Origin of the sequence: Nioella sp. MMSF_3534 (assembly GCF_030732985.1) — a bacterium.
GTDB lineage: Bacteria > Pseudomonadota > Alphaproteobacteria > Rhodobacterales > Rhodobacteraceae > Nioella.
Genome location: NZ_JASHJX010000021.1, coordinates 45,931 through 68,778, shown reverse-complemented (window position 1 = coordinate 68,778; position 22,848 = coordinate 45,931). Strand labels below are relative to the sequence as shown.

The window sequence follows — 22,848 nt, the reverse complement described above, 5'->3', positions numbered from 1 at the left end:
CCCACCCCCGCCCAACCCCTCAAGATCGGCACGCGCGGCTCGCCGCTGGCGCTGGCCCAGGCCCATGAAACGCGCGACCGTCTGGCCGCTGCCTTCGATCTGCCGCAAGAGGCGTTCGAAATCGTGGTGATCAAGACGACCGGCGACAACCGAGCGCTCATCGACGCGGACAAGCCGCTGAAAGAACTGGGCGGCAAGGGGCTGTTCACCAAGGAAATCGAAGAGGCGATGCTGGCAGGCGCCATCGACATCGCGGTGCATTCGATGAAGGATATGCCGGTGCTGCAACCGGCGGGGCTGGTGCTGGACTGCTACCTTCCGCGAGAGGACGTGCGCGATGCCTTCGTGTCACTCAACTGCGCCGGGCTGGCGGACCTTCCCGAAGGTTCCGTTGTCGGATCCTCGTCCCTGCGCCGCCGGGCACAGCTGCGCGCGCGTCGTCCCGATCTGAAGGTGGTGGAGTTCCGGGGCAATGTGCAGACGCGGATGAAGAAGCTTGGCGATGGCGTGGCCGATGCCACCTTCCTGGCAATGGCCGGGCTGCGCAGGCTTGGGATGGCCGATGTCGCCAAGGCTCCGATCGCGGTCGAGGATATGCTGCCCGCCGTGGCGCAAGGGGCCATCGGGATCGAACGGCGCGGGGATGACAGCCGCGCCGCCGACATGCTTGCCGCGATCCATGATCGCGAAACCGGTCAGCGGCTCGCGGCCGAGCGGGCTTTCCTCGCCGGGCTCGACGGGTCTTGCGAAACGCCCATTGCCGGCCTTGCAGAGCTGAACGGTTCCACCCTGCGTCTGCGCGGCGAAATCCTGCGCCCCGACGGCTCGGAGGTTCTGTCGGACGACATCACCGCTCCGGTTCAAGACGGGGCCGCTGCGGGCAAGGACATGGCGATGCGCCTGCGCGACCGGGCCGGTCCCGGTTTCTTCGACTGGATCGCTTGAGCCCGCCTTCGCTTTCATCTTGGCCCAAATACCTCGGGGGAGTCGCGAAGCGACGGGGGCAGAGCCCCCGGAAACGCTCTTGCAAGAGCGTTTTACGGCCTGCATCGAGACAGAACGAAGCGACGCAGGGCGCATGAGGCAACGCCGGGGAAACGCGCCCCTCAGGCCGCGTGGCCAAGCTGATGCCTCAGGGAATGACCTTGCCGGGATTGAGGATGCCATTGGGGTCAAGCGCCGTCTTGATCCGGCCCATCACCGCCAGCGCAACCGGGTCCTTGTGCGCCGCCATGGCGGACCGCTTCAGCACCCCCACCCCGTGTTCGGCCGAGAATGACCCGCCAAGCGCGATGACCTCCTCCTCCACGGCGCGCGAGATGGCCTTCATCAGCGCTTGATCCGGCGATGAGGGCCAGCCTGCGAAATGCAGGTTGCCGTCGCCCAGATGCGCGACGTTCAGGAAGTCCATGCCGGGGTCCAACGCCCGCGCGCGGCGTTCGATCCGCTCCAGCAGCTCCTGCATCAGGTCGGGCCGCACGGCCACGTCATTGTCGACGAAGGGCAGCTTCAACAGCGCCAGTTCCGCCGCCGCCTCCCGCCGCGCCCACATCTCGGCCCGCTGTGCCTCGTTCTGGGCCACAACCGCATCGAGGACGCCTCCGGCTTCCATCGCGGCCACCAGAACGGTCTCCAGATGCGCGGCGATCGGCACGACGCCGTCGGCTCCCGGCAGGGCATCGCGGTCGGAGACCGCGCCCACCTCCACCAGTACATTGACCTCGTGCCGGTCTGCAAAGGGCAGGCGGGCGTCGGGATAGCGGGTCTTGAATGCGTCCAGATAGGCGCCGGGCATGTATTCGAACGCCTCTACCGCGCCGCCGGTCTCGGCCTGCAACGCATGCAGCAGGCTTATCGCGTCGTCGATCGTGGCCGTCGCCACCATGGCGGTGGCATAGGCGCGTGGCTTGGGGAACAGCTTTACCACGGCGGCAGTGATGATGCCCAAGGTGCCCTCGGCCCCGATCACCAGATCGCGCAGGTCATAGCCGGAGTTGTCCTTGTGAAGCGCGCTCATCAGGTCCATCACCTCGCCCGTGGGTGTCACCACTTCGACCCCCAGGCAAAGCGCGCGGGCATTGCCGTAGCGCAGGACATTCGATCCGCCGGCATTGGTGGACAGCGCGCCCCCCAGCATAGCCGACCCGCGCGCGCCGAAAAACAGGGGAAAGATCAGGTTTTGCGCTTCTACCGCCGCGTGCAGATCGGACAGGATGACCCCGGCCTCCGCCACCGCGATCCGGGCTTCGGGGCGAATGTCCCGAATGCGGTTCATCCTGTCCATCGACAGCATGATCGCACCCTCGGCGAAGGTGCCGCCTGCCATGCCGGTATTGCCGGACACCGGCACCACGGGCACACGCAAGTCATTTGCAAGCCGCATGATGGCGGCCACCTCTTGGGCGCAGTCGGGCCGCGCGACGGCCAGCGGCGTCCATCGTTCCTCGCCGCTCCAGTCGCTGGACCAGCGTGCCATATCCGTGCCGGTGACCAGCTTGCCGGGGCCGAGGATCTGCTCCAGTTGGGCGAGGATGTGATCGTGTTCCATGATCGGGACGTTGCGGCCATTCCGTCGCCCGTGCAAGGGGGGATGAACGGGAAGGGGAGTTTCCGCCCCGTATCCCGAAATGGGCGATTTTCTGGCTTGACGCCATCCCGAGGCTGTCATACCTAGCCCCCCGTTCGGCGGTGTAGCTCAGTTGGTTAGAGCAGCGGAATCATAATCCGCGTGTCCGGGGTTCAAGTCCCTGCACCGCCACCATCTTCCCCCATCTCCAGATCAAAGCTTCAGGCGCGGATTATCTGCCTGTCCTGCGCTCTCGTTCACGGTCCGGTGACCGTCGGGATACGCGGGTCGGTGTCATCCGTCTGCACCCTTGCCGCGACCGAGAGCGCCAGGGCCTGCGCCAGGCACATGGGCGCGGCGAGCGAGCGGGAAAAGCTGTAGTCGTGTTCCGGCACCGGAAATAGGACGCTCGCGGATTTGGCCAGCGGGCTCAATGTGCTGTCCGAAACGGCGACAACCGGAATCCCCGCCTTGGCGGCTTCATCCACGATGCTCACCACCTCGTTGGCGTAGAACCGGAATGACACGGCCAGCAGGACGTCGCCCTGCCGCATGGTGCGACCGACATGGGTGGCCAGGCCGCCGCCGCTGTCCAGCAGGATGCAGCGTTTGCCCAGCATGGTCAGGATATAGCGCAACAGTTCCACCACCGGGGCGGACCGTAGCTGCCCCACCAGGAAGATCACATCCGCCATGTGCAGCAACTCTGCCGCGCGGGCCAGGTCTGCGGGGTCGATGGCGGTCACCAGATCCTGAAGCGAGGCGATATCCCGCACCACCAGATCGCGCAGGAAGGTGGCGTCGGACCCGTCCGCGGAGGCCAGCAGTTCCGCATCCAGCGCCTTGACCCGGGCTTCGAATCCCGGTGCCGCGGTGGACAGGCGTTTCTGGAACAGGGCCTGCAATTCCTTGAAGCCGGAATAGCCGAGCGACTGCGCAAAGCGCACGAAGCTGGAGGCATGGATTCCGCAATGTTCCGCAATGGCGTTGACCGACAGCACCGCCACGTCATTGGGGTTCTGCGTCAGGTAGAGCGAGATCTTCTGATAGGTCTTGCTCATCTGCCCATGGCGGTCATGGATCAGCCGGATCAGGTCTTCGTAATCTGCCGGTGCCTTGTCCGATGTCATCCTGATCCTCCTGATCGTTCGGTCGTCGCAATGGCCGGGAACATCCTGCAATGTCCATTGCAGTTCGCGCTCGATCAAGGGGTTTCTCGCGTCCCTCGGGGAAAACGCCCGACATGCTCGCGGGTCAGGTTATCCTTACTCGCGCGGCAGTTGTGCGATACCTATGTGTGTGTCACGCCGCAGCCCGAGGGCTGTGGACTGGCATCATAGGGAGGAGACCCATGGGTGCGATTTCACGACGGGCCCTGCTGCTTGGCGCAGGTGGGGCCGCAGGATGGTACGGCGCACGCCGCTTTGGCAGTCATCTGCCAGTGCTTGATGGGGTCTGGCTGACCCACCCGACGCCGGGGGAGGGCGTGCTGAACGATGCAAGCGGCCTGTCCCAGACGCCGATTCACCGCCATATCACCCTGTCCCAAGACTCCGGCGAGACGCTGATTGCAGCGATCCGGGCCGAGATCCGCGAGGCCGCCGCCGAGGGCCGCCCGGTCAATATCGGCGCCGCGCGCCATTCCATGGGCGGGCAGGCGATCCCGCGAGAGGGCCATGCGATCACCTTCGACAATGACATGGTGGAGCCCGACACGGCCAATGGCACCTATCGCACCCATGCCGGGGCCCGCTGGTCGCAGATCATCGCGGCGCTTGATCCCATCGGGTATTCGCCCAAGGTCATGCAGTCGAACCACGATTTCGGTGTGGCCGCCACCTTCTGCGTCAACGCCCATGGCTGGCCGGTGCCCTGGGGCCCGATGGGATCGACGGTGCGCAGCTTCAGCATGGTGCTGCCCTCGGGCGATCTGGTGACCTGTTCGCGGACCGAGAATGCCGATCTCTTCGGCATGACCATGGGCGGTTACGGGCTGACCGGTGCGATCATCGACATGGAGGTCGAGATGGTCCCGAACCAGCGGCTGGTCCCCAGTTTTGAGACCATGCAAGCGGGCGATTTCCCCGCCGCGTTCGATGGCGCGATCCGCTCGGGCGAGGTGCCCATGGCCTATGGCCGCCTGAACGTTGATCGTGACCGGTTCTTCGAAGATGCGCTCCTGGTCAGCTACCGCCCCGATCCCGACCAGTCCGACCTGCCCGCCGCCGAAGGCTCCGGCATCATGTCCCACCTCGCCAGCTATATCTATCGCTGGCAGCTTGGGAACGAGCCGATGAAACGCCTGCGCTGGTGGACGGAAACCGTGGTTGGCCCCGCCCTTGGCGACGGGCCTGCGACACGCAACAGCCTGATGAACGAGCCCGTGCAGACGCTCGACGACCGCAACCCGACGCGCACCGATATCCTGCACGAATACTTCGTCGCCCCCGACCGGTTCGACGATTTCCTGACCGCCTGTTGGGACGTGATTCCCGGTTCGTATCAGGAGTTTCTGAACGTCACCCTGCGCCATGTGGCGCGCGATGACGAAAGCTGGCTCTCCTATGCGCCGGTTGACCGGATCGCCGCGGTCATGAGCTTCAGTCAGGAAATGACGGAAAGGGCCGAGGCCGACATGGCCCGCATGACCCGTGACCTCATCGACCGGATGATCGAGTTCGGTGCAAGCTATTACCTGCCCTACCGGCCCCATCCGACGGTGGATCAGCTGGTGGCGACCTATCCGCGCGCACCGGAATTCGCGGCGGCGAAGCGGGAACTCGACCCGGGTCTCATCTTCCGCAACAATCTCTGGGACAGCTATCTGGGGGCGCTATGAACATCCTGCAAAAGATCTGTATCGGCTATTTCGTGGCGCTGATGCTTGCGGCGTCGCTGAACTACATCCCTGGCCTCACCGATGAAAACGGGCTCGCCTTCGGGATCTTCGCGCTCGATATCTTCGACGATTCCCTGCACGTCGTCTCGGCCCTCTGGGCGCTGGCCTCTGCCTTCATCTCGTCCCGCGCGGCGCGGACCTTCCTGATCCTTTTCGGCGCGGCCTATCTGGGCGACGGGGTGTTCGGGTTCTTCACCGGCTGGGGCTATCTGGACCTCGGCATCTTCACCAACGAGTCCCTCGGCATGGATATCTCGCTGCCCCGCGTCCTCGCCAACCTGCCGCATCTGGCCCTTGGCGGCTTCGCGCTCTGGTCGGGGCTGAGGCTGGGGCGCGACTGATGCGGTTTCTGTGGCGCTGGCTGAAACGGCTGATCATCGCGCTTGTCGTGGTGGTGCTGGGGCTGTTGTCGCCTGTCATTTACGTCGAAACCATGTGCCGGGGGCAGGCTGTGGCCCCAGATTACACAGCACTCCTGCCGCCGGAACATCACCGCACCGAATCCCGTACCCTGATGACCTACCCGGAATGGCATATCGTCCATGCCTATGACGATTACGCCGAGGTCATCCGCACCGGCGACCCGCATGATTTCAACTTCCTGCAGGCGATCACCGGCTACTGGTCGTCGCTCTGTGCCCTGACGGAAGCCTCCGCCGCCCATGGCGGGGTCGATGGCCCGACCCGGCAGATGGTGCATGTGATCGGCGTCAGCTTCACCGCCGAACTGCTGCTGAAAGCGGCCTATGAGGAAACCGTGGGCCGCGTGTTCACATGGCTGCGCGGGACGGAGCGCGCGCCGCTGGATGAACTTTCCGCCGATCAGGCGGGCCGTTACGCGCGTTTCCTGCAACAGGTGCCGTGGTATCGGTGGGATTTCACCGCCGACGCGCAGGCGCTGCGGGATGCTGCGGGCGACAGCCTGCGCGACCGGGAACGCAGCATCGCGCTTGGCCTCGAATTCCGCGCCAAGGCGGCCTACGCGCAGGTCATCGCGGCGGCGGTCGCCAGCACCGGGTTTGACGAGCTGCGGCTCAGGATGATCGTCAGCGACCTGCCCGAGCCCTTGCCGGACGTGGACATCATCGCCGAACGCCCCGAGGGGCTGGAGTTGGAAACGCCCCGCTACCGGGAACTCACGCATCTGATGGCACGGATGGCTGGGGCGGGCGTCGATTTCGTGGAGATTGCGGGCAATGACGATATCCTGCTGACCGTGACCTCCACTGATGCGACCATGGCAGAGGCGCTGCACAGCTTCCCCCGGCAGGGCTATGGCGAATACCGGCACCTGCTGTTGATCCCCGTCACCGATCTGGCCGGTACCCTGCGCGGGCTGGAGGCGCGCGGGGTCACGCTGGAACATATCCATGATTATTAGGCGGGTTCTGCTGGTGCTGCCGCTGCTGGTCGCCAGCTGGCTTCTGGTCCTCACCCTCGTCATGCGCTTTTCCGATGCCGCACCGGGGGCGGTGGTGATGTTCCCACCCGAGGGATTTATCGCCCGACTGCCCGCCGATCTGTCGGTCGTGGCCGCAAATGGCCTCACCGTGACGCTGGTCAGTGACAGCCCCGATATGGCCCGCCGTCTCTACAATGCAGGCGCGCCCTGGGTGCTGCCCGCGGGCCTGCCCGGCTGCCTGCCTTTGCCCGACCCGCGCTGAAGGCGTTTTGACATCCCCGCCCTTTCGGCTAAGCCTGTTCCCAGATGACGCCACAGCCGGGGAGGGGCATGACCGTCACCCGCACCATCCTGTTCTCGCTGCTGTTCCTGGCCTTCGCGTCCGGGGCCTATGTGCTGTCGTCGCGCTATTTCCGGTCCGAGGAGGTGACGCGCGCCGAGGGCCGCCTGTCGCTCTACCGCTCCACAGTGGTGGCGGAGCTTGACCGGTTCTCGCACCTGACCTTTGTCCTCGCCCGCGATCCGTTCGTCATGGAAACCGCCAGCGGCGGGCCCACGGCCCCGCTGGACGGGCGGCTGGCCTCTTTCGCCAGCCAGTCCGGCCTCGACGCCATCTACCTGATGGATTTCGAAGGGCTGACGATTTCGGCTTCAAACGCGGGCAGCGCCAGCAGCTTCGTCGGTCAGAATTACTCCTTCCGTCCCTATTTTCAGGAGGCGATGGAAGGCGGGCAGGGCCGGTTCTACGGCATCGGTGCCACCACCGGTCTGCCGGGCTATTTCATCGCCGATTCCGTGGTGTCCGATCTGGGCGAGGCCCTGGGCGTCATCGCCATCAAGATCGACCTCACGCGGCTGGAAAACAGCTGGCGCGAGGGCGGTGAACAGGTGCTCCTGACCAATGCCGACGGGGTGGTGCTGCTCGCCTCCAACCCCGATTGGCGCTACCGCACGCTCACGCCGCTCGACGCCGATCAGCGCGCCGCGATTGCCGAAACCCGGCAGTTCCCCGGCCAGCCGCTCGACCCGCTCGATTGGCGGGAAGGGCAGGGTGACAGCGCGGTGATTGCAGGGGGGGAGGTCATCCACCTTGCCACCGACGATCTGCCCCATGGCTGGCAGTTGCACTATTTCGCCAGCACCGATCCGGTGACGACGCGCAGTTGGCTGGCCACGGTACTGGCCGTCGTCATCGCGGGTGGCGTGGCGCTGGTCTTCCTGATGCGCCGGAACGCGCAGACCCAGGCCGCTCTGCGGGCGCTGGAGACGGAAGAGGCCGAACTGCGCCGCGCCCATGACCTGCTGGCCGTCGAGATCGAAGACCGCCGCGCCGCCGAACGCCGCCTGTCGCGCACCCGCGATGAACTGGCCCGCGCCAGCCGTCTGGCCGCGCTTGGGCAGCTCGCGGCCTCGGTCACGCATGAACTGGGCCAGCCCATCACCGCCATGCGCAACCATCTGGCGGCGGCGGAAATCGGCGGCAGCGACCGCGCGCTTCCGCAACTCACCGGCCTTGTGGAACGGATGGAGGGCATCACGCGGCAACTCAAGTTCTTTGCTAATCCGGGCGAGGATGCGCTGAAACCCGTCGATCTGGGCCAGGCCATGCGCGAGGCGCTGAAACTGGTTGCGCCGAATATCGAGGCGCTGCAGATCAATCTTGTAGAAGAAATTGAGCCCGCCCCCGTCACGGTTCAGGGCAACGCGCTGCGGATCGAACAGGTGATGGTCAACCTGCTGCGCAATGCCATGGACGCGATGGAGGACAGCACCCCCCGCGACCTGACCGTGCGGGTGGGGGCGGATGCAGGCACAGGCTGGTTCGAGGTTGCGGACCGGGGCCATGGTCTCGGCCAGTCCAGCCTGCCGGAGCTTCAGGAACCCTTCGTCACCAGCCGCGAATCCGGGCAGGGCATGGGGCTTGGTCTCGCAATTTCCGCCGGGATCGTGAAGGAACATCACGGGGCCATGACCGCCCGCAACCGCGATGGCGGCGGCGCGGTCTTCCGCGTCGACATTCCGCTGGCCGACACCGCAAAGGAGGCCGCGGAATGAACGCCAAGGACACCGCGCTGTCGGTCCTGATCGTGGACGATGACAAATCCATGCGCGCCTCTCTGGTCGATCTGCTGGAGGCCGCGGGATGGCGCACCGAGGCGCTGCCGCGTGCCACGCAGGTGGCCGAGCTGCTGCCCAAACTCATGCCCGACGTGATCCTGTCGGACGTGCGCATGCCGGGCATGTCGGGGCTGGAGCTGCTGGACAGCCTCGACCGCGCAACGACGCCGCCCATGGTGCTGATCTCGGCCCATGGCGACATTCCCATGGCGGTGCAGGCGATCCAGAACGGGGCCTATAGCTTCGTCGAGAAGCCCTATGACCCGCGCCGTCTGCTGTCGATCCTGCGCCACGCCGCAGACCAGCACCGCATGGCCAGGGGCACCGAACGGCTGAAACAAAGGCTGGCGCGGCTCTCGGGCCTCGACCGGGTTCTGCTTGGCGGCACCGGCGATATCACCCGCGTCCGGCAGGATGTTCTGGACCTTGCCGACACGCCCGCGCCGGTGCTGTTGCAGGGCGAAACCGGCACCGGGAAAGAGGTGGTGGCCCGCGCCCTGCATGACCTTGGCCCGCGCGCCGATGCGCCCTTCCTGGCGCTTAATTGTGCCGCCATCGCCGAGGCCACGTTTGAAGCCGAGATGTTCGGTGTGAAGGGCGAGGCCACCGGGCGTCTGGTGGCGGCCAATGGCGGCACGCTCTTCCTTGACGAAATCGCCGCCTGCCCCCTGCCGGAGCAAGCCAAGCTGCTGCGCGTGATCGAGGAAAAGGAACTGACCCCCATCGGCGCGACCACGCCGGTCAGGCTCGACCTGCGGGTGATTTCTGCCACCAATGAGGACGCCGATCAGGCGGTGGCGGAGGGCCGTTTGCGTCAGGATCTGCTGTTTCGCCTCAACACCGTGGTACTGACCCTGCCACCGCTCCGTGCGCGCCGCGACGATATCGGCCTGCTCTTCACCCATTTCCTGACCCAATACGCCCGCATCTACGAGGTGGCCGCACCCGACCTGACCCATGACGACATGGCCGCGCTGCTGGCCCATGACTGGCCGGGCAATGTCCGGGAACTCAGGAACGCCGCCGAGCGCCGTATTCTGGCCGCCCGCCGCGGGCGCGGATCGGTGGCTGAGGCGATCCGCTCCGATCAGACGCCCGAAGATGTCCCTGATACGTTGCGCGAAGCTGTTGCCGTCTTTGAACGCGAACTGATCGGCAAGGCGATCAAGGCGCACGAGGGCCGCATGGACGCGGTTGCCGAAGCGCTCGGCATCGGGCGGCGCACGCTGAATGAAAAGATCGTCAAACTGGGGCTCGACAAGGACGCGCTGCTTTAGTCTGGTCCCCGCAAAGGAGCCTGCCCATGAAAGACCTCGAAAGCCAAATGACCCATTGGCGGCACGACCTGCATCGTCACCCCGAGTTCGGGTTCGAGGAGGTCCGCACGGCGGCATTCGTGGCCGAGACCCTGCGCGGGCTGGGGCTGGAGGTGGCGGAGGGTATCGGCGGTACCGGCGTTGTCGGCACCCTGAAACGTGGGACGTCGAACCGCGCCATTGCGCTCCGCGCCGATATGGACGCGCTAAGGATCACCGAAACCACCGGCGCGGCCTATACCTCGCAGACCCCCGGCACCATGCACGCCTGCGGCCATGACGGGCATACGTCCATGCTGCTTGGCGCGGCGCAACTGCTGGCCGAGGAAGGCGGGTTCGATGGCACTATCCGGTTCCTCTTCCAACCGGCAGAGGAATGGGGGCAAGGCGCGCTGGCCATGCTGACAGATGGCCTCATGGAGCGCTTCCCCTTTGACGAGGTCTATGGCCTCCACAACATGCCCGGCCTGCCCGTGGGCCACTTTGAGACCCGCCCCGGCCCGATCATGTCGGCGGAAGACATCTTCGAGATCACCCTGACCGGGCAGGGCGGCCACGCCTCCAGCCCCCATTGGGGGCGAGAGGTCATGGTGCCCGCCTGCGCGCTGGTGATGGACCTGCAAACCATCGTCTCGCGCCGCATCGCGCCCACGCAAACCGCCGTGGTTTCCGTCACTGAACTGATCACCGATGGCACCCGCAACGCGCTGCCCGGTCACGCCCGCATTCTGGGCGATGCCCGCAGCTTCAGCCCCGAAACCTCGGCCAAGATCGAAGAAGAGATGCGCCGGATCGCGGCAGGCATCGCCACCCAGTACGGCGTCACCGCGCAGGTCAGATACGACCGCGAATTCGTGCCCACCATCAACGACCCGGAACTGGCCGAGGCGATGATGCAGGCCGTCGCGCCCATCTCCTCCGCCACGCAGACGCGCCCCGAACCGATGACGGGATCAGAGGATTTCGCCCGCTTCCTCACCCACGTCCCCGGCTGCTTCGCCTTCATTGGCAATGGCGAAAGCAGCGCCCCCCTGCACGCCCCGGACTACGATTTCAACGATGCGGCGTTGATCCACGGGGCGCAGGTCCACGCTGCCATTGCCCGCGCCCGATTGCCCGAAACCTGACCCTGCGGAATTCCGCAGACCGGGGCCGCCCATGCGCGCGGTTTCCTTCATAGGCAGGCGCGCGGGCGGTCCCCCATACTCCCCTCATCCACGCAACGTGTGATCAATTGGGAGGACATCATGAAAAAGACACTCACGGCCACCGCAGTGGCCGCCCTGACCGTTGGCTTTGCAGCCGAGGCTTTCGCCACCGAATGGAACGTATCCGTCTGGGGCGCGCGCCGCGCCTTCACTGAACATGTGGAACGGCTGGCGGAGCTGGTCGCCGAACGTTCCGGCGGTGAATTCACCATGAACATTTCCTATGGCGGCCTGTCGGGCAACCGCGAGAACCTCGACGGCATCTCCATCGGCGCCTTCGAGATGGCTCAGTTCTGTGCCGGCTACCACGCCGACAAGAACCCCTCGATCACTGTGCTGGAGCTGCCATTCCTTGGCATGAGCTCGCTGGAGCAGGAGGCCGAGGTGTCCATGGCGCTTTACCAGCATCCCGCCGTGGTGGCTGACCTCGCCCGCTGGAACGCGACGCTGCTGATGCCGTCTCCGCTGCCGCAGTACAATTTCGTCGGTCGGGGCGACGCGCCGTCGTCGGTCGAGGACTTCGCCGGTATGGCCGTGCGTGCAACCGGTGGTATCGGCGCGGCCATGTCCGCGATCGGCGCCGTCCCCACCTCGATGACCGCGACCGAAGTGCGCCAGGCGCTCGATAGCGGTGTTGTTCAGGCTGTCAGCTTCGCGCCCCACGCCCATATGTCTTTCGGCACCATCGAATCCGGCGAGTGGTGGACCACCAACCTCAACCCCGGCACCGTGAACTGCCCGGTTGTGGTGAACACCGACGCGCTCGACGCTCTGTCGGATGGCGAGCGCGAGATCCTGATGGGTGCCGTGGACGAGGCGATGCAGCACTATCTGGACTACTACAACGATCAGACCATGGCCGCATGGGGCCCGGCGCTGGACGAACGCGGGATCGAGCGGATCACCTTCGGGGACGCTGAACTTGCCGCCTTCCGTGAGGCCGCCGCCGCCCCCGCCGCTGCTGCCTGGATCGAAGAAAACAATGCCCGCGGCCTGCCCGCGCAGGAGCTCTACGATTTCGTCACCGGCCTGATCGCCGAGGGCAACTGAGCCCGCGCGCCTGACAACCCCGCCCGGACACGCTTCGGGCGGGGTTTTTCTTTCGGGAACATCCATTCAAGGAGAGCCATCAATGGCCGGAGCTTCCCTCGTGCTGTCCGATGACAGCCTCGTCAGCCGTCTCGACCAATCCCTGCTGTGGCTGGAGCGCAAAATGGCGCTCGTCAGTGGCCTCGCGGTCTTTTCGCTGATGATCCTCGCCGTGATCTCGGTCGGCGGGCGCAACTTTTTCTCGCAGCCGATCCCCGGTTACGTGGACTGGATCGAACAGGCGATGCCGCTGATTGCGATCATGGGCATCGCCTATACGCAGCGTGAAGGTGGCCATATCCGCATGGACCTGCTGGTCGGCAATCTGCGCGGCCGTCCCATGTGGGCGGCGGAGCTCGTCACCACGCTCGCCATCCTCATCCTGATGGTGCTGCTCGTCTGGGGCTCCTGGGCGCATTTCCAGCGCAGTTTCGACTTCAACGAACCGTGGTGGAGCCGTGACAGTTCCATGGATATCCGCCTGCCGCTCTGGCCCGCCAAGCTGGTGGTGCCGGTGGCCTTCTTCGTCATCTGCCTGCGTCTTGCGTTGCAGGTGTTCGTCTATGGCCGGGCGCTGATCCGGGGCGAGGATCAACCCGTGGGAGTTCCTCTGCACGCAGATGCCGCCACCCAAGCCGCGATGGAAGCCGCCCAGGTTTCCGGCAGCGACGACTGAGGGGGCAGAGACATGGAACCCATTCAAATCGGCCTCATCGTCTCGGGCGGCATGCTGGTGCTTGTCATCCTCGGGATGCGCGTGGCTTTCGCCGCTGGTCTCTCGGGCCTCGTCGGCCTGATCTGGATCTTCTGGAGCCGCCGGGGCTATGACCCCGAGGATTTCCTCTGGGCGCTGACCGTGGCGGTGAAGACAGCGGGGCAGGTGCCCCATTCGAAAATCTCCAGCCAGGCGCTCAGCCTCATCCCCACCTTCATCCTGATCGGCTATCTCGCCTATCACGCAGGGCTGACCAAGGCGCTGTTTGAAGCCGCCAAACGCTGGTTCGCCTGGGTGCCCGGCGGCTTGGCTGTCTCGACCGTCTTCGCCACCGCGGGCTTTGCCGCCGTGTCGGGGGCGTCTGTTGCAACCTCCGCCGTCTTCGCCCGCATCGCGATCCCGGAGATGCTGGCCGTGGGCTATGACAAGCGCTTTGCGGCGGGCGTCGTGGCGGCGGCGGGCACGCTCGCCTCACTGATCCCGCCATCGGCCATCCTCGTGATCTACGCGATCATCGTGGAACAGGATGTGGGCCGCCTGCTGCTGGCGGGCTTCATCCCCGGTGTGTTTTCTGCGGTGGTCTACACGCTGCTGATCGTCGGCATGGCCATGACGCTGAAGAATTTCGGCCCGCCCGTGACCGGCTTCACCTGGAAGGAACGCTTCACCTCCCTGCCGCCGGCGCTTCCCATCGTGGCGGTCGTCGTGATCATCATCTTCTTCGTCTACAACCCCTTCGGCGGCGACGCCTGGGGCACCCCGACAGAAGGCGGCGCGATCGGGGCGTTCATCGTCTTCCTGATGGCGCTCTACCGGGGCATGCGCTGGCCGCAGCTGAAGGAGGCGCTGCTGGAAACCGCCAAGCTCTCCGTCATGATCTTCACGATCATCTGGGGCGTGCTGATCTATGTCCGCTTCCTGGGTTTTGCCGACCTGCCCGGTGCCTTCGCTGACTGGCTGACGACGCTGCACATGTCGCCGATGCTGATCCTGATCTGCATCCTGCTGGCCTATGCCGTCCTTGGCATGTTCATGGATGCGATCGGGATGCTGCTGCTGACCCTGCCCGTGGTGTTCCCGGCGGTCATGGCTTTGAACGGCGGCATGAACGTGACGGCAGAGGCCAGCACCTTCGGCATGTCCGGCACCATGTGCGCGGTCTGGTTCGGCATCCTCGTGGTGAAGATGGCAGAGTTCTGCCTGATCACACCCCCCATCGGATTGAACTGCTTCGTGGTGGCCGGGGTGCGCGATGACCTCAGCGTGCAGGACGTGTTCAAGGGGGTGACGCCCTTCTTCATCGCCGACGCGATCACCATTGCGCTCCTCGTCGCGTTCCCGTGGATCGTGCTGTGGCTGCCGAGCCAGATGTAACCTGATCTTGCATAAGAATTGGAGGCGGCGGCCAGGAATATCCCTGGTCGCCGTTTTCGCGTTTGGTATGCACGGGGGGTGCACGGGGGGTGTACAGGGGGTGTACGCATGGCACCCCCCTGTTTTCGGCGTTGGGGCGAGATGCGGGGCCTTGACTCACGCCGCGCTCCATGAAATTAATTTAGCTATCAAAATAAATATGGTGTTCGGGGAGGACACCATGGGAGGACCCATGTATCTCGGATTGGATCTGGGCACGTCAGGCCTGCGGGCGGTGCTCGTCGATGCGGATGGAACGCTTGTCGCCTCGGCAGAGCAGGCCGCCCCCGTCAGCCATCCCGCGCCCGGCCACAGCGAGCAGGACCCGGCCCACTGGGTCGACGGATGCCGCGCCGCCATGGCCAAGCTGAAAGCGGAGGTGCCAGAGGCCCTGTCCGCCCTGCGCGGCATCGGCCTGTCCGGCCAGATGCACGGCGCGACGCTGTTGGATGCTGCGGACAATGTGCTGCGGCCCTGTATCCTGTGGAACGACACAAGGTCCCATGCAGAGGCGGCGGCGCTGGATGCAACCCCCGACGTGCGCGATCTGTCAGGCAACATAGTTTTCCCCGGTTTTACCGCGCCCAAGCTCTTATGGGTCGAACGGCACGAGCCAGAGATCTTCGATAAGGTGGCCAAGGTGCTGCTTCCAAAAGATTATCTCAGGCTTTGGCTGACCGGCGAGCACGCATCTGACATGTCTGACGCTGCCGGAACCAGCTGGCTCGATGTCGGCAAGCGCGACTGGTCTCCCGCCTTGCTGGAGGCCGGTCATATGCGTGCCGACCAGATGCCGCGCCTTGTGGAAGGCAGCGAAGCATCGGGCCAATTGCGTGCCGATCTGGCCGCCGACTGGGGCGTTTCCGGCCCCGTCGTCGTGGCAGGTGGCGGCGGCGACAACGCCGTCGCGGCCTGCGGTGTGGGGTGTTTCCGCGAGGGCGACGGCTTCGTCTCTCTCGGCACCTCCGGCGTGCTGCTGGCCGCGAAGAACAGCTTCGCGCCCGCCCCCGAAACCGCCGTCCACAGCTTCTGCCACGCGGTGCCGGACACCTGGTACCAGATGGGTGTGATCCTGGCTGCGACCGACTGCCTGAACTGGCTGGCCAAGACGCTGAACGATAGCCCCGCCACGCTTGCAGGCCGCTTGCCGGACAGCATCAATGGCCCCTCAGGCACGCTCTTCCTGCCTTACCTGTCTGGCGAACGGACGCCCCACAATGACGCCGATATACGCGGTGCATTTGTCGGGCTCGACATCGGATCGGACCAACAAAACTTGACCCAATCGGTCATGGAAGGCGTCAGCTTCGCGCTCCGGGATTCGCTGGAGGCGCTCAAGTCCACGGGCACCGATCTGTCCTCCGTTCTCGCCATCGGCGGCGGCACGCAATCACGGTTCTGGCTGGAAAGCCTCGCCACCATTCTCGGCCTGCCCCTGCGCCTGCCCGCCAAGGGCGAATTCGGCGCGGCGCTTGGCGCGGCGCGGCTCGCTATGGTCGCGGATGGGGCCGATCTTCACGACACCATGACGCCACCTGATGTGGCGGACACCATCGACCCGCGCGGCGATCTGCAGGCGGCCTATGACGACAGCTACGCCCGCTACCGCGCCCTTTACCCCTCTATCAAGGCTGCAATGACATGAGCACCGGATTCTTCAAAGACATCACCGAAATCCCGTTCGAAGGCGCCGACAGCGCCAACCCGCTGGCCTTCCGCCACTACGACCCGGATGAGATCGTCATGGGCAAGCGCATGGAAGATCACCTGCGCTTCGCGGCCTGCTACTGGCACAATTTTGTCTGGCCGGGGAACGACCCGTTCGGCGGGCAAACCTTTGAACGCCCGTGGTTTCCCGGCGACACGATGGCGCTGTCGAAGCTCAAGGCCGACGTGGCGTTTGAGATGTTCAGCCTGCTGAAGGTGCCCTATTTCTGCTTCCACGATTTCGACATCCGCCCCGATGGTGCGAGCTTTGCCGAGAACCGCGACACGCTGAACCAGATCGCGGATTACTTCGCCGAGAAGATGGATCAGACCGGCGTCAAGCTGCTCTGGGGCACGGCCAACATGTTCTCGAACCGCCGCTTCATGGCGGGGGCGGCCACGAACCCCGATCCCGATGTCTTCGCCTTCGCTGCCGCGACGGTGAAATCCTGCATGGATGCGACGCACCGGTTGGGGGGCGAAAACTATGTTCTGTGGGGCGGGCGAGAGGGCTATGAGACGCTGCTCAACACCAATCTTGCACAAGAAGACGCGCAGTTCGGGCGCTTCCTGAACATGGTGGTGGAGTACAAGCACAAGATCGGTTTCGACGGCGCGATCCTGATCGAACCCAAGCCGCAGGAACCCACCAAGCACCAGTATGACTACGACGTCGCCACGGTCTATGGCTTCCTCAAGCGCCACGGGCTGGAAGGCGAGGTGAAGGTGAATATCGAGCAGGGGCATGCGATCCTTGCCGGCCACAGCTTCGAGCACGAAATCGCACTGGCGCAGGCGCTTGGCATCTTCGGGTCGATCGACATGAACAGGAACGACTACCAGTCCGGGTGGGACACCGACCAGTTCCCCAACAACGTGCCAGAGGTGGCGCTGGCCTATTACCACATCCTGCAGGGCGGCGGCTTCAGCACAGGCGGCACCAATTTCGACGCCAAGCTGCGCCGGCAGTCGTTGGACCCGGAAGACCTGCTGATCGCCCATATCGGCGGCATGGATATCTGCGCGCGCGGGTTGAAAGCCGCCGCCGCGATGATCGAGGATGGCACCCTGCCGGGCTTCGTCGAGGATCGCTATGCAGGGTGGTCTGATCCTGAGGCGCAAGCGATGCTGAACGGCGACCGCTCGCTGGAGGATATTGCCGCGCGGGTCGAGGCCGAGGGGATCAACCCCGCGCCCGTGTCCGGCAAGCAGGAATACCTTGAAAACGTCGTGAACCGCTTCGTCTGAGGGGGACATGCCACGCGCCGGGGACATCCGAGAGTTCAGGTTGGAGGACGGGGGCGTTGCGCTCTCGCTCCTCAACCTGGGCTGCATCACGCGGGGCTGGTGGGTGCCGCTTGGCGGAACCTCGGTGCCGGTGGTTCTGGGCTTCGACGACCCGGCGGAGTACCTGCAGAACCCCACCTATATGGGCGTGATCGCGGGGCGTGTGGCCAACCGCATCGGCGGGGCGCGGTTCTCGCTTGACGGTCGGGACCATCGGCTGACCGCAAACGAAGGCGCGAACCAGCTGCATGGCGGCGCGGGCGGGCTGCATTCCCGCATCTGGCAGGCAGAGACGGAAGGCGCGCGGGCCGTGCGCTTTACCTATGTCTCGCCCGACGGCGAGGAAGGCTATCCGGGCCGGGCCAGTTTCGAGGTGACCGTGCGGCTCGACGGCGCGCGCGTGACCTATGACATGGCGGCCACCGTGGACCGGCCCACGCCGATCAACATGGCGCAGCACAGCTATTACAGCCTCGGCACCGAGCATCTGTCACGTGCCGCGCGTTTCACCTGCCCGGCCGACCGCTATACGCCCGTAGACAGCTCCCTGATCCCGACCGGGGACATCGCCCCGGTCAAGAGCACCCGCCACGATTTCCGCGCCGGGGCCGTGCTGGTCGAGGCTGACCCGGAGGGTATGGGAACCGACCTCAACTTCGTGCTGCCCGAGGGTCGCGACCCGGCAAGGCCGGTGGCGGAGCTTCTGGCCCCGAACGGTTTGCACCTGCGCATGTGGTCGGATCAGCCGGGACTACAGGTCTATACCGGGCATGGGTTGCCCAATCTGCGCAGTGCCCATGCGGGCCAGCGCATCGCCCCCTGGGCCGGGATCGCATTGGAGCCGCAGGGCTTTCCCAATGCCGTCAACTGCCCCACATTTCCGTCGATCATCGTGACGCCGGAGCAGCCCTATCATCAGCGGCTGACGGTCGAGATCATGGAGGTTCCAGAATGAAACGGTTGCCTGTGGCCCTGATCCCGGCGCTCATTGCGTTGCCCGTGCTGTCACAACCTGCGTTCCCGCCCGCGGAGTTTGTCGAGACCGACCCCGCCCGCGTCGAACTGGGGCAGCTGCTGTTCTACGATCCGATCCTGTCGGGCAATCAGGAGGTGTCCTGCGCCACCTGCCACCACCCGCGCTTCGGCACCTCTGACGGGGTGTCGCTGTCGCTTGGCGACGGGGCGCATGGGTTGGGGCCGGATCGGGTGGCGGACCCCGAGAACCTGCCCGAACAGCGTATTCCCCGGAACGCGCCGGGGCTGTTCAACCTTGGGGCCTCCGAATTCACTCATATGTTCCATGACGGGCGGCTGGAGGCGGACCCGACGCGGCCCAACGGCATCCGCACGCCGCTTGGCGACGCGATGGCGGAAGGGTTCGATTCCGTCCTCTCGGCGCAGGCGATGTTCCCGGTGCTCTCGCCCGATGAAATGGCCGGGCATTACTCGGAAAACCCGATCAGCCGCGCGGTGCGCATGGGCCATCTGTCGCTGGCGGGCGGGGCCTGGGACCAGATCGCAGACCGCGTTGCCGCGATCCCCGAATACCGGGCCCGGTTCGACGCGGTCTTGGGTGAAGGCGCCCCGATCCACTTTACCGACATTTCCAACGTCGTCGCCGATTTCATCCGCTTCGAATGGCGGGCGGATCGCAGCCCGTTTGACCTCTATCTTGCCGGTGAGGCCGAGTTGCCCGAGGCAGCGGCGCGAGGGATGGCGCTGTTCTACGGCGAAGCTGGCTGTGCAGACTGCCATACAGGCCGCTTCCAGACCGACCACGATTTCCACGCCATCGCCATGGTGCAGATCGGCCCGGGAAAGGCCGCGCGGTTCGAGACCCATGCCCGCGACGAGGGACGGATGCGGGTCACTGGCGATCCGGAGGATGCCTATGCCTTCCGCACGCCGTCCTTGCGCAACGTGGCTCTCACCGCGCCTTACGGACATGCGGGGGCCTATGCGACGCTGGAGGGAGTGATCCGGCATCATCTCGATCCGGTCGGTTCGCTCTACGCCTATGATCGGAGCCAGGCGGTATTGCCCGTCTTGCAGGGGGTGGAGGATTGGCGGATTCTGGATGATCCGGCCGAGATGGCGGCGATTGCGGCGGCGAACGAGCTGGAGCCGGTGCAGTTGAGCGACGATGAGCTTGCCGCCCTGGTGGCGTTTCTGGAGTCGTTGACCGATACGGCAGGCGCGGAGGGGCGTTTGGGGGTGCCAGAACGCGTGCCAAGCGGCTTGCCGGTGGATCGGTAGCGGGGAAGGGTCTTGCAAGACCCTTGGAAGGATTTTGGAAAATCCTTGGCGCCGCTCCACCGTCAGCGTGCGAGTGTGAGCCTTTGATTGACCTCGACCGGCTGCCAATCGCCGCTCTCTCCATCCGGCCAGATCACCCGGATCTCAGCCGTCTCCGCGTCGCCAAGGCCGAAATGCAGCGCCCCTGCGACGCCGCCGGCATGGCCGCCACCCACGGTGATTTCCTGGGTCCAGGTTCTGTCCGCTATGCGCAGTTCGACGAAGGCCCCGATGGCATTGCGGTTCGGTCCCGCCTGGATGACGTCGACCAGCAGCCAGGCACCGGCTCCCGGCGTGACGTTCTGATATAGTTCCAGTGGCATGTGCCGGTTCAGCACTGCCAGATCCAGCAGCCCGTCCCCGTTCAGATCCGCAAGCGCCGCGCCCCGGCTTCGGTGCAGGCTGGCCACACCAGCCTGAAGTCCCGCTTCGGTGAAGCGCCCCTCAGGGCTGCCCATAAGCAGGTTGTTGGGGTCCTCCATGGCGCTGCCCGGCATCTGTTCCACATTGCCCTTTGCCACGAACAGATCGGCCCACCCGTCATTGTCCACATCGCCAAACACCGCGTGCCAGCCGGTCGAGGGCCGCCCGTCGCCGCCCGTATAGGGCCGGTGCGCGGTGGCGCCGCTTTCGTAGGGGGCGTCGAGATAGCTGGGGCCGTCCGCCCCCTCGCCTAGCGCCTGCAACCGCTGGTCGCCCATGGAGGTTAGGTAGACCTCTGACAGCCCATCACCATCCAGATCGCGCGAGGCAATGCCCATGCCCCAGAGTTGGTGGCTGTTCCATCCGTCCTGAGGCCCATAGAGGCGCGGTTCAGGCTCCATCGCCCACATCTGTTCCTCGCCGCCGCGCACGTAGTAGTGCCGGTCATTCGAGACGCGCAGATCGGCGCGGCCCTGCCGTCCCCAGTCTGTGAACAGCATGGACAAGGCGCAGAACCCCGGTTCAAGCGACATCGGCGAGGTGTAGCTGTCGCCCTGCGGACGGTAGAGATGGTTCACATCGCAGGCTTCGAACGGGCCCTCGGGGTCTGTGCGGTCCACGTAATTGCCGAAGGCGAGCGTGGGCAGGGTCTGGCCCGCTTCCCATGTGGCGGAAAAGGCCGTGGTCCAGCGTGCGTCGGTCTGAAAGCCGATCCCCTCGAACGGGGCAAAGCGACACTCGCCAAGCCCGCGCATCAGGGCGTTATCGCCAACCCGCAGAATGGCGAGATCCATGACCCCGTCGCTGTCGATATCGAGCGGGTAGGCCCCGATGACGCCGGTCAGGGACAGGGCACTGTCCACCGCATCGAAAACCAGATCGCTGCCGGGGTCGGATCGATTCAGGAAGAGCTGCGCCGGGTTTTCACCACCGGCCGCGTAGAGCTCTGGCAGGCTATCGCCACTACAGTCAAAGGCTGCCACGCCGCCGCCCACGAAATGTTCCCACCCGCCTTCGTAGCTGTGGGGTGCAATCTGGCGCGGGGCAAAAAGCGGGTCCGCCACGGCAGGTCCGGCCAAGACCAGAAGGGTCGCAAAGCATAGCTCAGGCCGCATCGGCACCGAGGTTGCGGATCGTCAGTTCCGACACCCCCTCCATCGCGCAGGCGGCGGCCCCTTTGGCCCACATCAGGTCGCCCCATTTATGCACCCGGATCTCCGGCAGGGGCGCGTCGACCTGCACCACCGAGGATTTCACCCGGTCCAGCACGTCGGACCCGTAGAGAAAGTCGAAGGTCATCTGTTCGCCGGACAGGATCACCAGGCTCGGGTCGAAAATGTTGATCACATTGGCCAGCCCCATGGCGAACATCCGACCCGCCCGGTCGAAGATGGACCGCGCCATCGCATCGCCTGCCTTGGCACGGGCGTAGAGCGCCGACAGATCGTCCTCCGGCTGCGCGCTGCCGCGGATATTGGCCTCGCGCAACAAGGCATAGTCCCCCACATAGGCCTCCAGGCAGCCGCGTTGCCCGCAACGGCAGAGCGCGCCGTCGAGCTGCACCTTGGTGTGGCCGAACTCCGCCCCGCAGCCGCGTTCGCCCCGATAGATACGCCCGTCGATCACGATGCCCATGCCGACACCCTGTTCGATGGTGATGACGATGAAATCGGACACGTTGCGCGCTTCTCCGAACAGTTGCTCGGCCTTGGCGACCAGATTGGCGTCATTGTCCATGTAGAACGGAACCGGCATGGCATCGGACAGCATGCGCCCCAGTTCCACGTTGCGTTGATCGAGGGACGGGGACCAGTGCACGAAATTGCGGGTCGCGTCGATCAGCCCGGCAATGCCGAGGCCGACGCCGGACACTTCGCTGATGTCGCGTCCGGCGGCATTGCAGGCCCCGGCAAGGGCGCGCATGACGAGCGAGACCATCTCTTCGGGCGACATGACCGGGCCGGGAAGCTCGTGATCGTATTCACCCACAGTCTGGCCTTCGAAATCGACGAGGATCACGGTGGCCGAACGGTCCGAGATCTTAATACCCGCGATCAGATGCGCCGCGCCGCGGACCTTGAGCGCGACACGGGGGCGGCCTCGTTTGGCACCCGTGCGGTCGCCTTCGGGGGTAATTTCCTCGATCAGCCCGGCGCTCAGCAGTTCCGAGGTGATGGCGGTGACGGTGGCCGGGCTGACCTGCGTTTCGCGGGCGATGTCGATTCGGGCGATTCGCCCCGCCTGGCGGATGGCTTCAAACACCTGCTGGCGTCCGTTTTCGCGCTGATCATTCGCGGTCGATATGCGTTGATGTCCTGCCACGGAGTCCTCCCGCAGGTATAATTCACTAAAAAAAATAATTCAGCAAGGGAAGTGTTGGGCAGGACTTTGGCACTGGCTTCATCATTTA

The 22,848-nt window shown here is 65.3% G+C and carries 19 protein-coding genes and 1 tRNA gene; 16 read left to right on the top strand and 4 right to left on the bottom strand.

All coding sequences use genetic code 11. From position 1 onward, the window contains the following. A partial coding sequence (gene hemC, locus RBB16_RS10675) for a hydroxymethylbilane synthase (RefSeq protein WP_306046158.1) occupies positions 1-945 on the top strand: 945 nt, incomplete at its 5' end. A gap of 187 nt (positions 946-1,132) precedes the next feature. Here hemC and RBB16_RS10670 read toward each other — a convergent pair. Then, on the bottom strand, positions 1,133-2,548 hold the full coding sequence (locus RBB16_RS10670) for an FAD-binding oxidoreductase (RefSeq protein WP_306046157.1): 1,416 nt from the start codon (positions 2,546-2,548) through the stop codon (positions 1,133-1,135). 136 nt (positions 2,549-2,684) lie between these two features. Here RBB16_RS10670 and RBB16_RS10665 point away from each other — a divergent pair. Then, a tRNA-Met gene (locus RBB16_RS10665) sits at positions 2,685-2,761 on the top strand. A 62-nt stretch (positions 2,762-2,823) separates the two neighbouring features. Here the strand turns inward: RBB16_RS10665 and RBB16_RS10660 are convergent. Next, positions 2,824-3,696, bottom strand: a complete 873-nt coding sequence (locus RBB16_RS10660) for a MurR/RpiR family transcriptional regulator (protein ID WP_306046156.1) — start codon at positions 3,694-3,696, stop codon at positions 2,824-2,826. Between the two features lie 221 nt (positions 3,697-3,917). Between RBB16_RS10660 and RBB16_RS10655 the strand changes: the two genes are divergently transcribed. The 14 genes from RBB16_RS10655 to RBB16_RS10590 all read left to right on the top strand — a co-directional run bounded on the left by RBB16_RS10655 (position 3,918) and on the right by RBB16_RS10590 (position 19,976). Further along, a complete protein-coding gene (locus tag RBB16_RS10655; RefSeq protein WP_306046155.1) occupies positions 3,918-5,405 on the top strand; it encodes an FAD-binding oxidoreductase in 1,488 nt (495 codons plus the stop codon). Continuing rightward, entirely contained in the window at positions 5,402-5,806 is a 405-nt protein-coding gene (locus RBB16_RS10650) for a DUF4383 domain-containing protein (protein WP_306046154.1), read from the top strand. The genes RBB16_RS10655 and RBB16_RS10650 overlap by 4 nt, the downstream gene beginning before the upstream one ends. Continuing rightward, on the top strand, positions 5,806-6,846 hold the full coding sequence (locus RBB16_RS10645) for a hypothetical protein (protein ID WP_306046153.1): 1,041 nt from the start codon (positions 5,806-5,808) through the stop codon (positions 6,844-6,846). The genes RBB16_RS10650 and RBB16_RS10645 overlap by 1 nt, the downstream gene beginning before the upstream one ends. Next, positions 6,836-7,129: a hypothetical protein gene (locus RBB16_RS10640; RefSeq protein WP_306046152.1), complete on the top strand. Its 294-nt coding sequence runs from the start codon at positions 6,836-6,838 to the stop codon at positions 7,127-7,129. The genes RBB16_RS10645 and RBB16_RS10640 overlap by 11 nt, the downstream gene beginning before the upstream one ends. Before the next feature lie 68 nt (positions 7,130-7,197). Then, positions 7,198-8,922: an ATP-binding protein gene (locus RBB16_RS10635; RefSeq protein ID WP_306046151.1), complete on the top strand. Its 1,725-nt coding sequence runs from the start codon at positions 7,198-7,200 to the stop codon at positions 8,920-8,922. Beyond that, the gene (locus tag RBB16_RS10630) at positions 8,919-10,262 is read left to right on the top strand and encodes a sigma-54 dependent transcriptional regulator (RefSeq protein WP_306046150.1); all 1,344 of its coding nucleotides are present in this window, start codon (positions 8,919-8,921) and stop codon (positions 10,260-10,262) included. The genes RBB16_RS10635 and RBB16_RS10630 overlap by 4 nt, the downstream gene beginning before the upstream one ends. Positions 10,263-10,288: 26 nt before the next feature. Continuing rightward, positions 10,289-11,428: a M20 aminoacylase family protein gene (locus RBB16_RS10625; RefSeq protein ID WP_306046149.1), complete on the top strand. Its 1,140-nt coding sequence runs from the start codon at positions 10,289-10,291 to the stop codon at positions 11,426-11,428. Positions 11,429-11,548: 120 nt separating this feature from the next. Next, on the top strand, positions 11,549-12,559 hold the full coding sequence (gene dctP / locus RBB16_RS10620; RefSeq protein WP_306046148.1) for a TRAP transporter substrate-binding protein DctP: 1,011 nt from the start codon (positions 11,549-11,551) through the stop codon (positions 12,557-12,559). Between the two features lie 82 nt (positions 12,560-12,641). Beyond that, positions 12,642-13,274, top strand: coding sequence for a TRAP transporter small permease (locus tag RBB16_RS10615; protein WP_306046147.1), 633 nt, complete (start codon positions 12,642-12,644; stop codon positions 13,272-13,274). Between the two features lie 12 nt (positions 13,275-13,286). Continuing rightward, positions 13,287-14,687, top strand: a complete 1,401-nt coding sequence (locus RBB16_RS10610; protein ID WP_306046146.1) for a TRAP transporter large permease — start codon at positions 13,287-13,289, stop codon at positions 14,685-14,687. Between the two features lie 232 nt (positions 14,688-14,919). Continuing rightward, positions 14,920-16,371 carry a xylulokinase gene (gene xylB / locus RBB16_RS10605; protein WP_306046144.1) on the top strand — a complete coding sequence of 484 codons (1,452 nt, stop codon included), beginning with the start codon at positions 14,920-14,922 and terminating at the stop codon, positions 16,369-16,371. Continuing rightward, positions 16,368-17,681 carry a xylose isomerase gene (gene xylA / locus RBB16_RS10600; RefSeq protein WP_306046143.1) on the top strand — a complete coding sequence of 438 codons (1,314 nt, stop codon included), beginning with the start codon at positions 16,368-16,370 and terminating at the stop codon, positions 17,679-17,681. The genes xylB and xylA overlap by 4 nt, the downstream gene beginning before the upstream one ends. Positions 17,682-17,688: 7 nt before the next feature. Next, on the top strand, positions 17,689-18,675 hold the full coding sequence (locus RBB16_RS10595) for an aldose epimerase family protein (RefSeq protein ID WP_306046142.1): 987 nt from the start codon (positions 17,689-17,691) through the stop codon (positions 18,673-18,675). Continuing rightward, entirely contained in the window at positions 18,672-19,976 is a 1,305-nt protein-coding gene (locus tag RBB16_RS10590) for a cytochrome-c peroxidase (RefSeq protein ID WP_306046141.1), read from the top strand. The genes RBB16_RS10595 and RBB16_RS10590 overlap by 4 nt, the downstream gene beginning before the upstream one ends. A gap of 62 nt (positions 19,977-20,038) precedes the next feature. Here RBB16_RS10590 and RBB16_RS10585 read toward each other — a convergent pair whose 3' ends face one another. Next, complete coding sequence (locus RBB16_RS10585; RefSeq protein WP_306046140.1) at positions 20,039-21,553, bottom strand: CRTAC1 family protein; 1,515 nt, start codon at positions 21,551-21,553, stop codon at positions 20,039-20,041. Further along, on the bottom strand, positions 21,543-22,760 hold the full coding sequence (locus RBB16_RS10580; RefSeq protein WP_306046139.1) for an ROK family transcriptional regulator: 1,218 nt from the start codon (positions 22,758-22,760) through the stop codon (positions 21,543-21,545). The genes RBB16_RS10585 and RBB16_RS10580 overlap by 11 nt, the downstream gene beginning before the upstream one ends. Between the last annotated feature and the right edge of the window lie 88 nt (positions 22,761-22,848).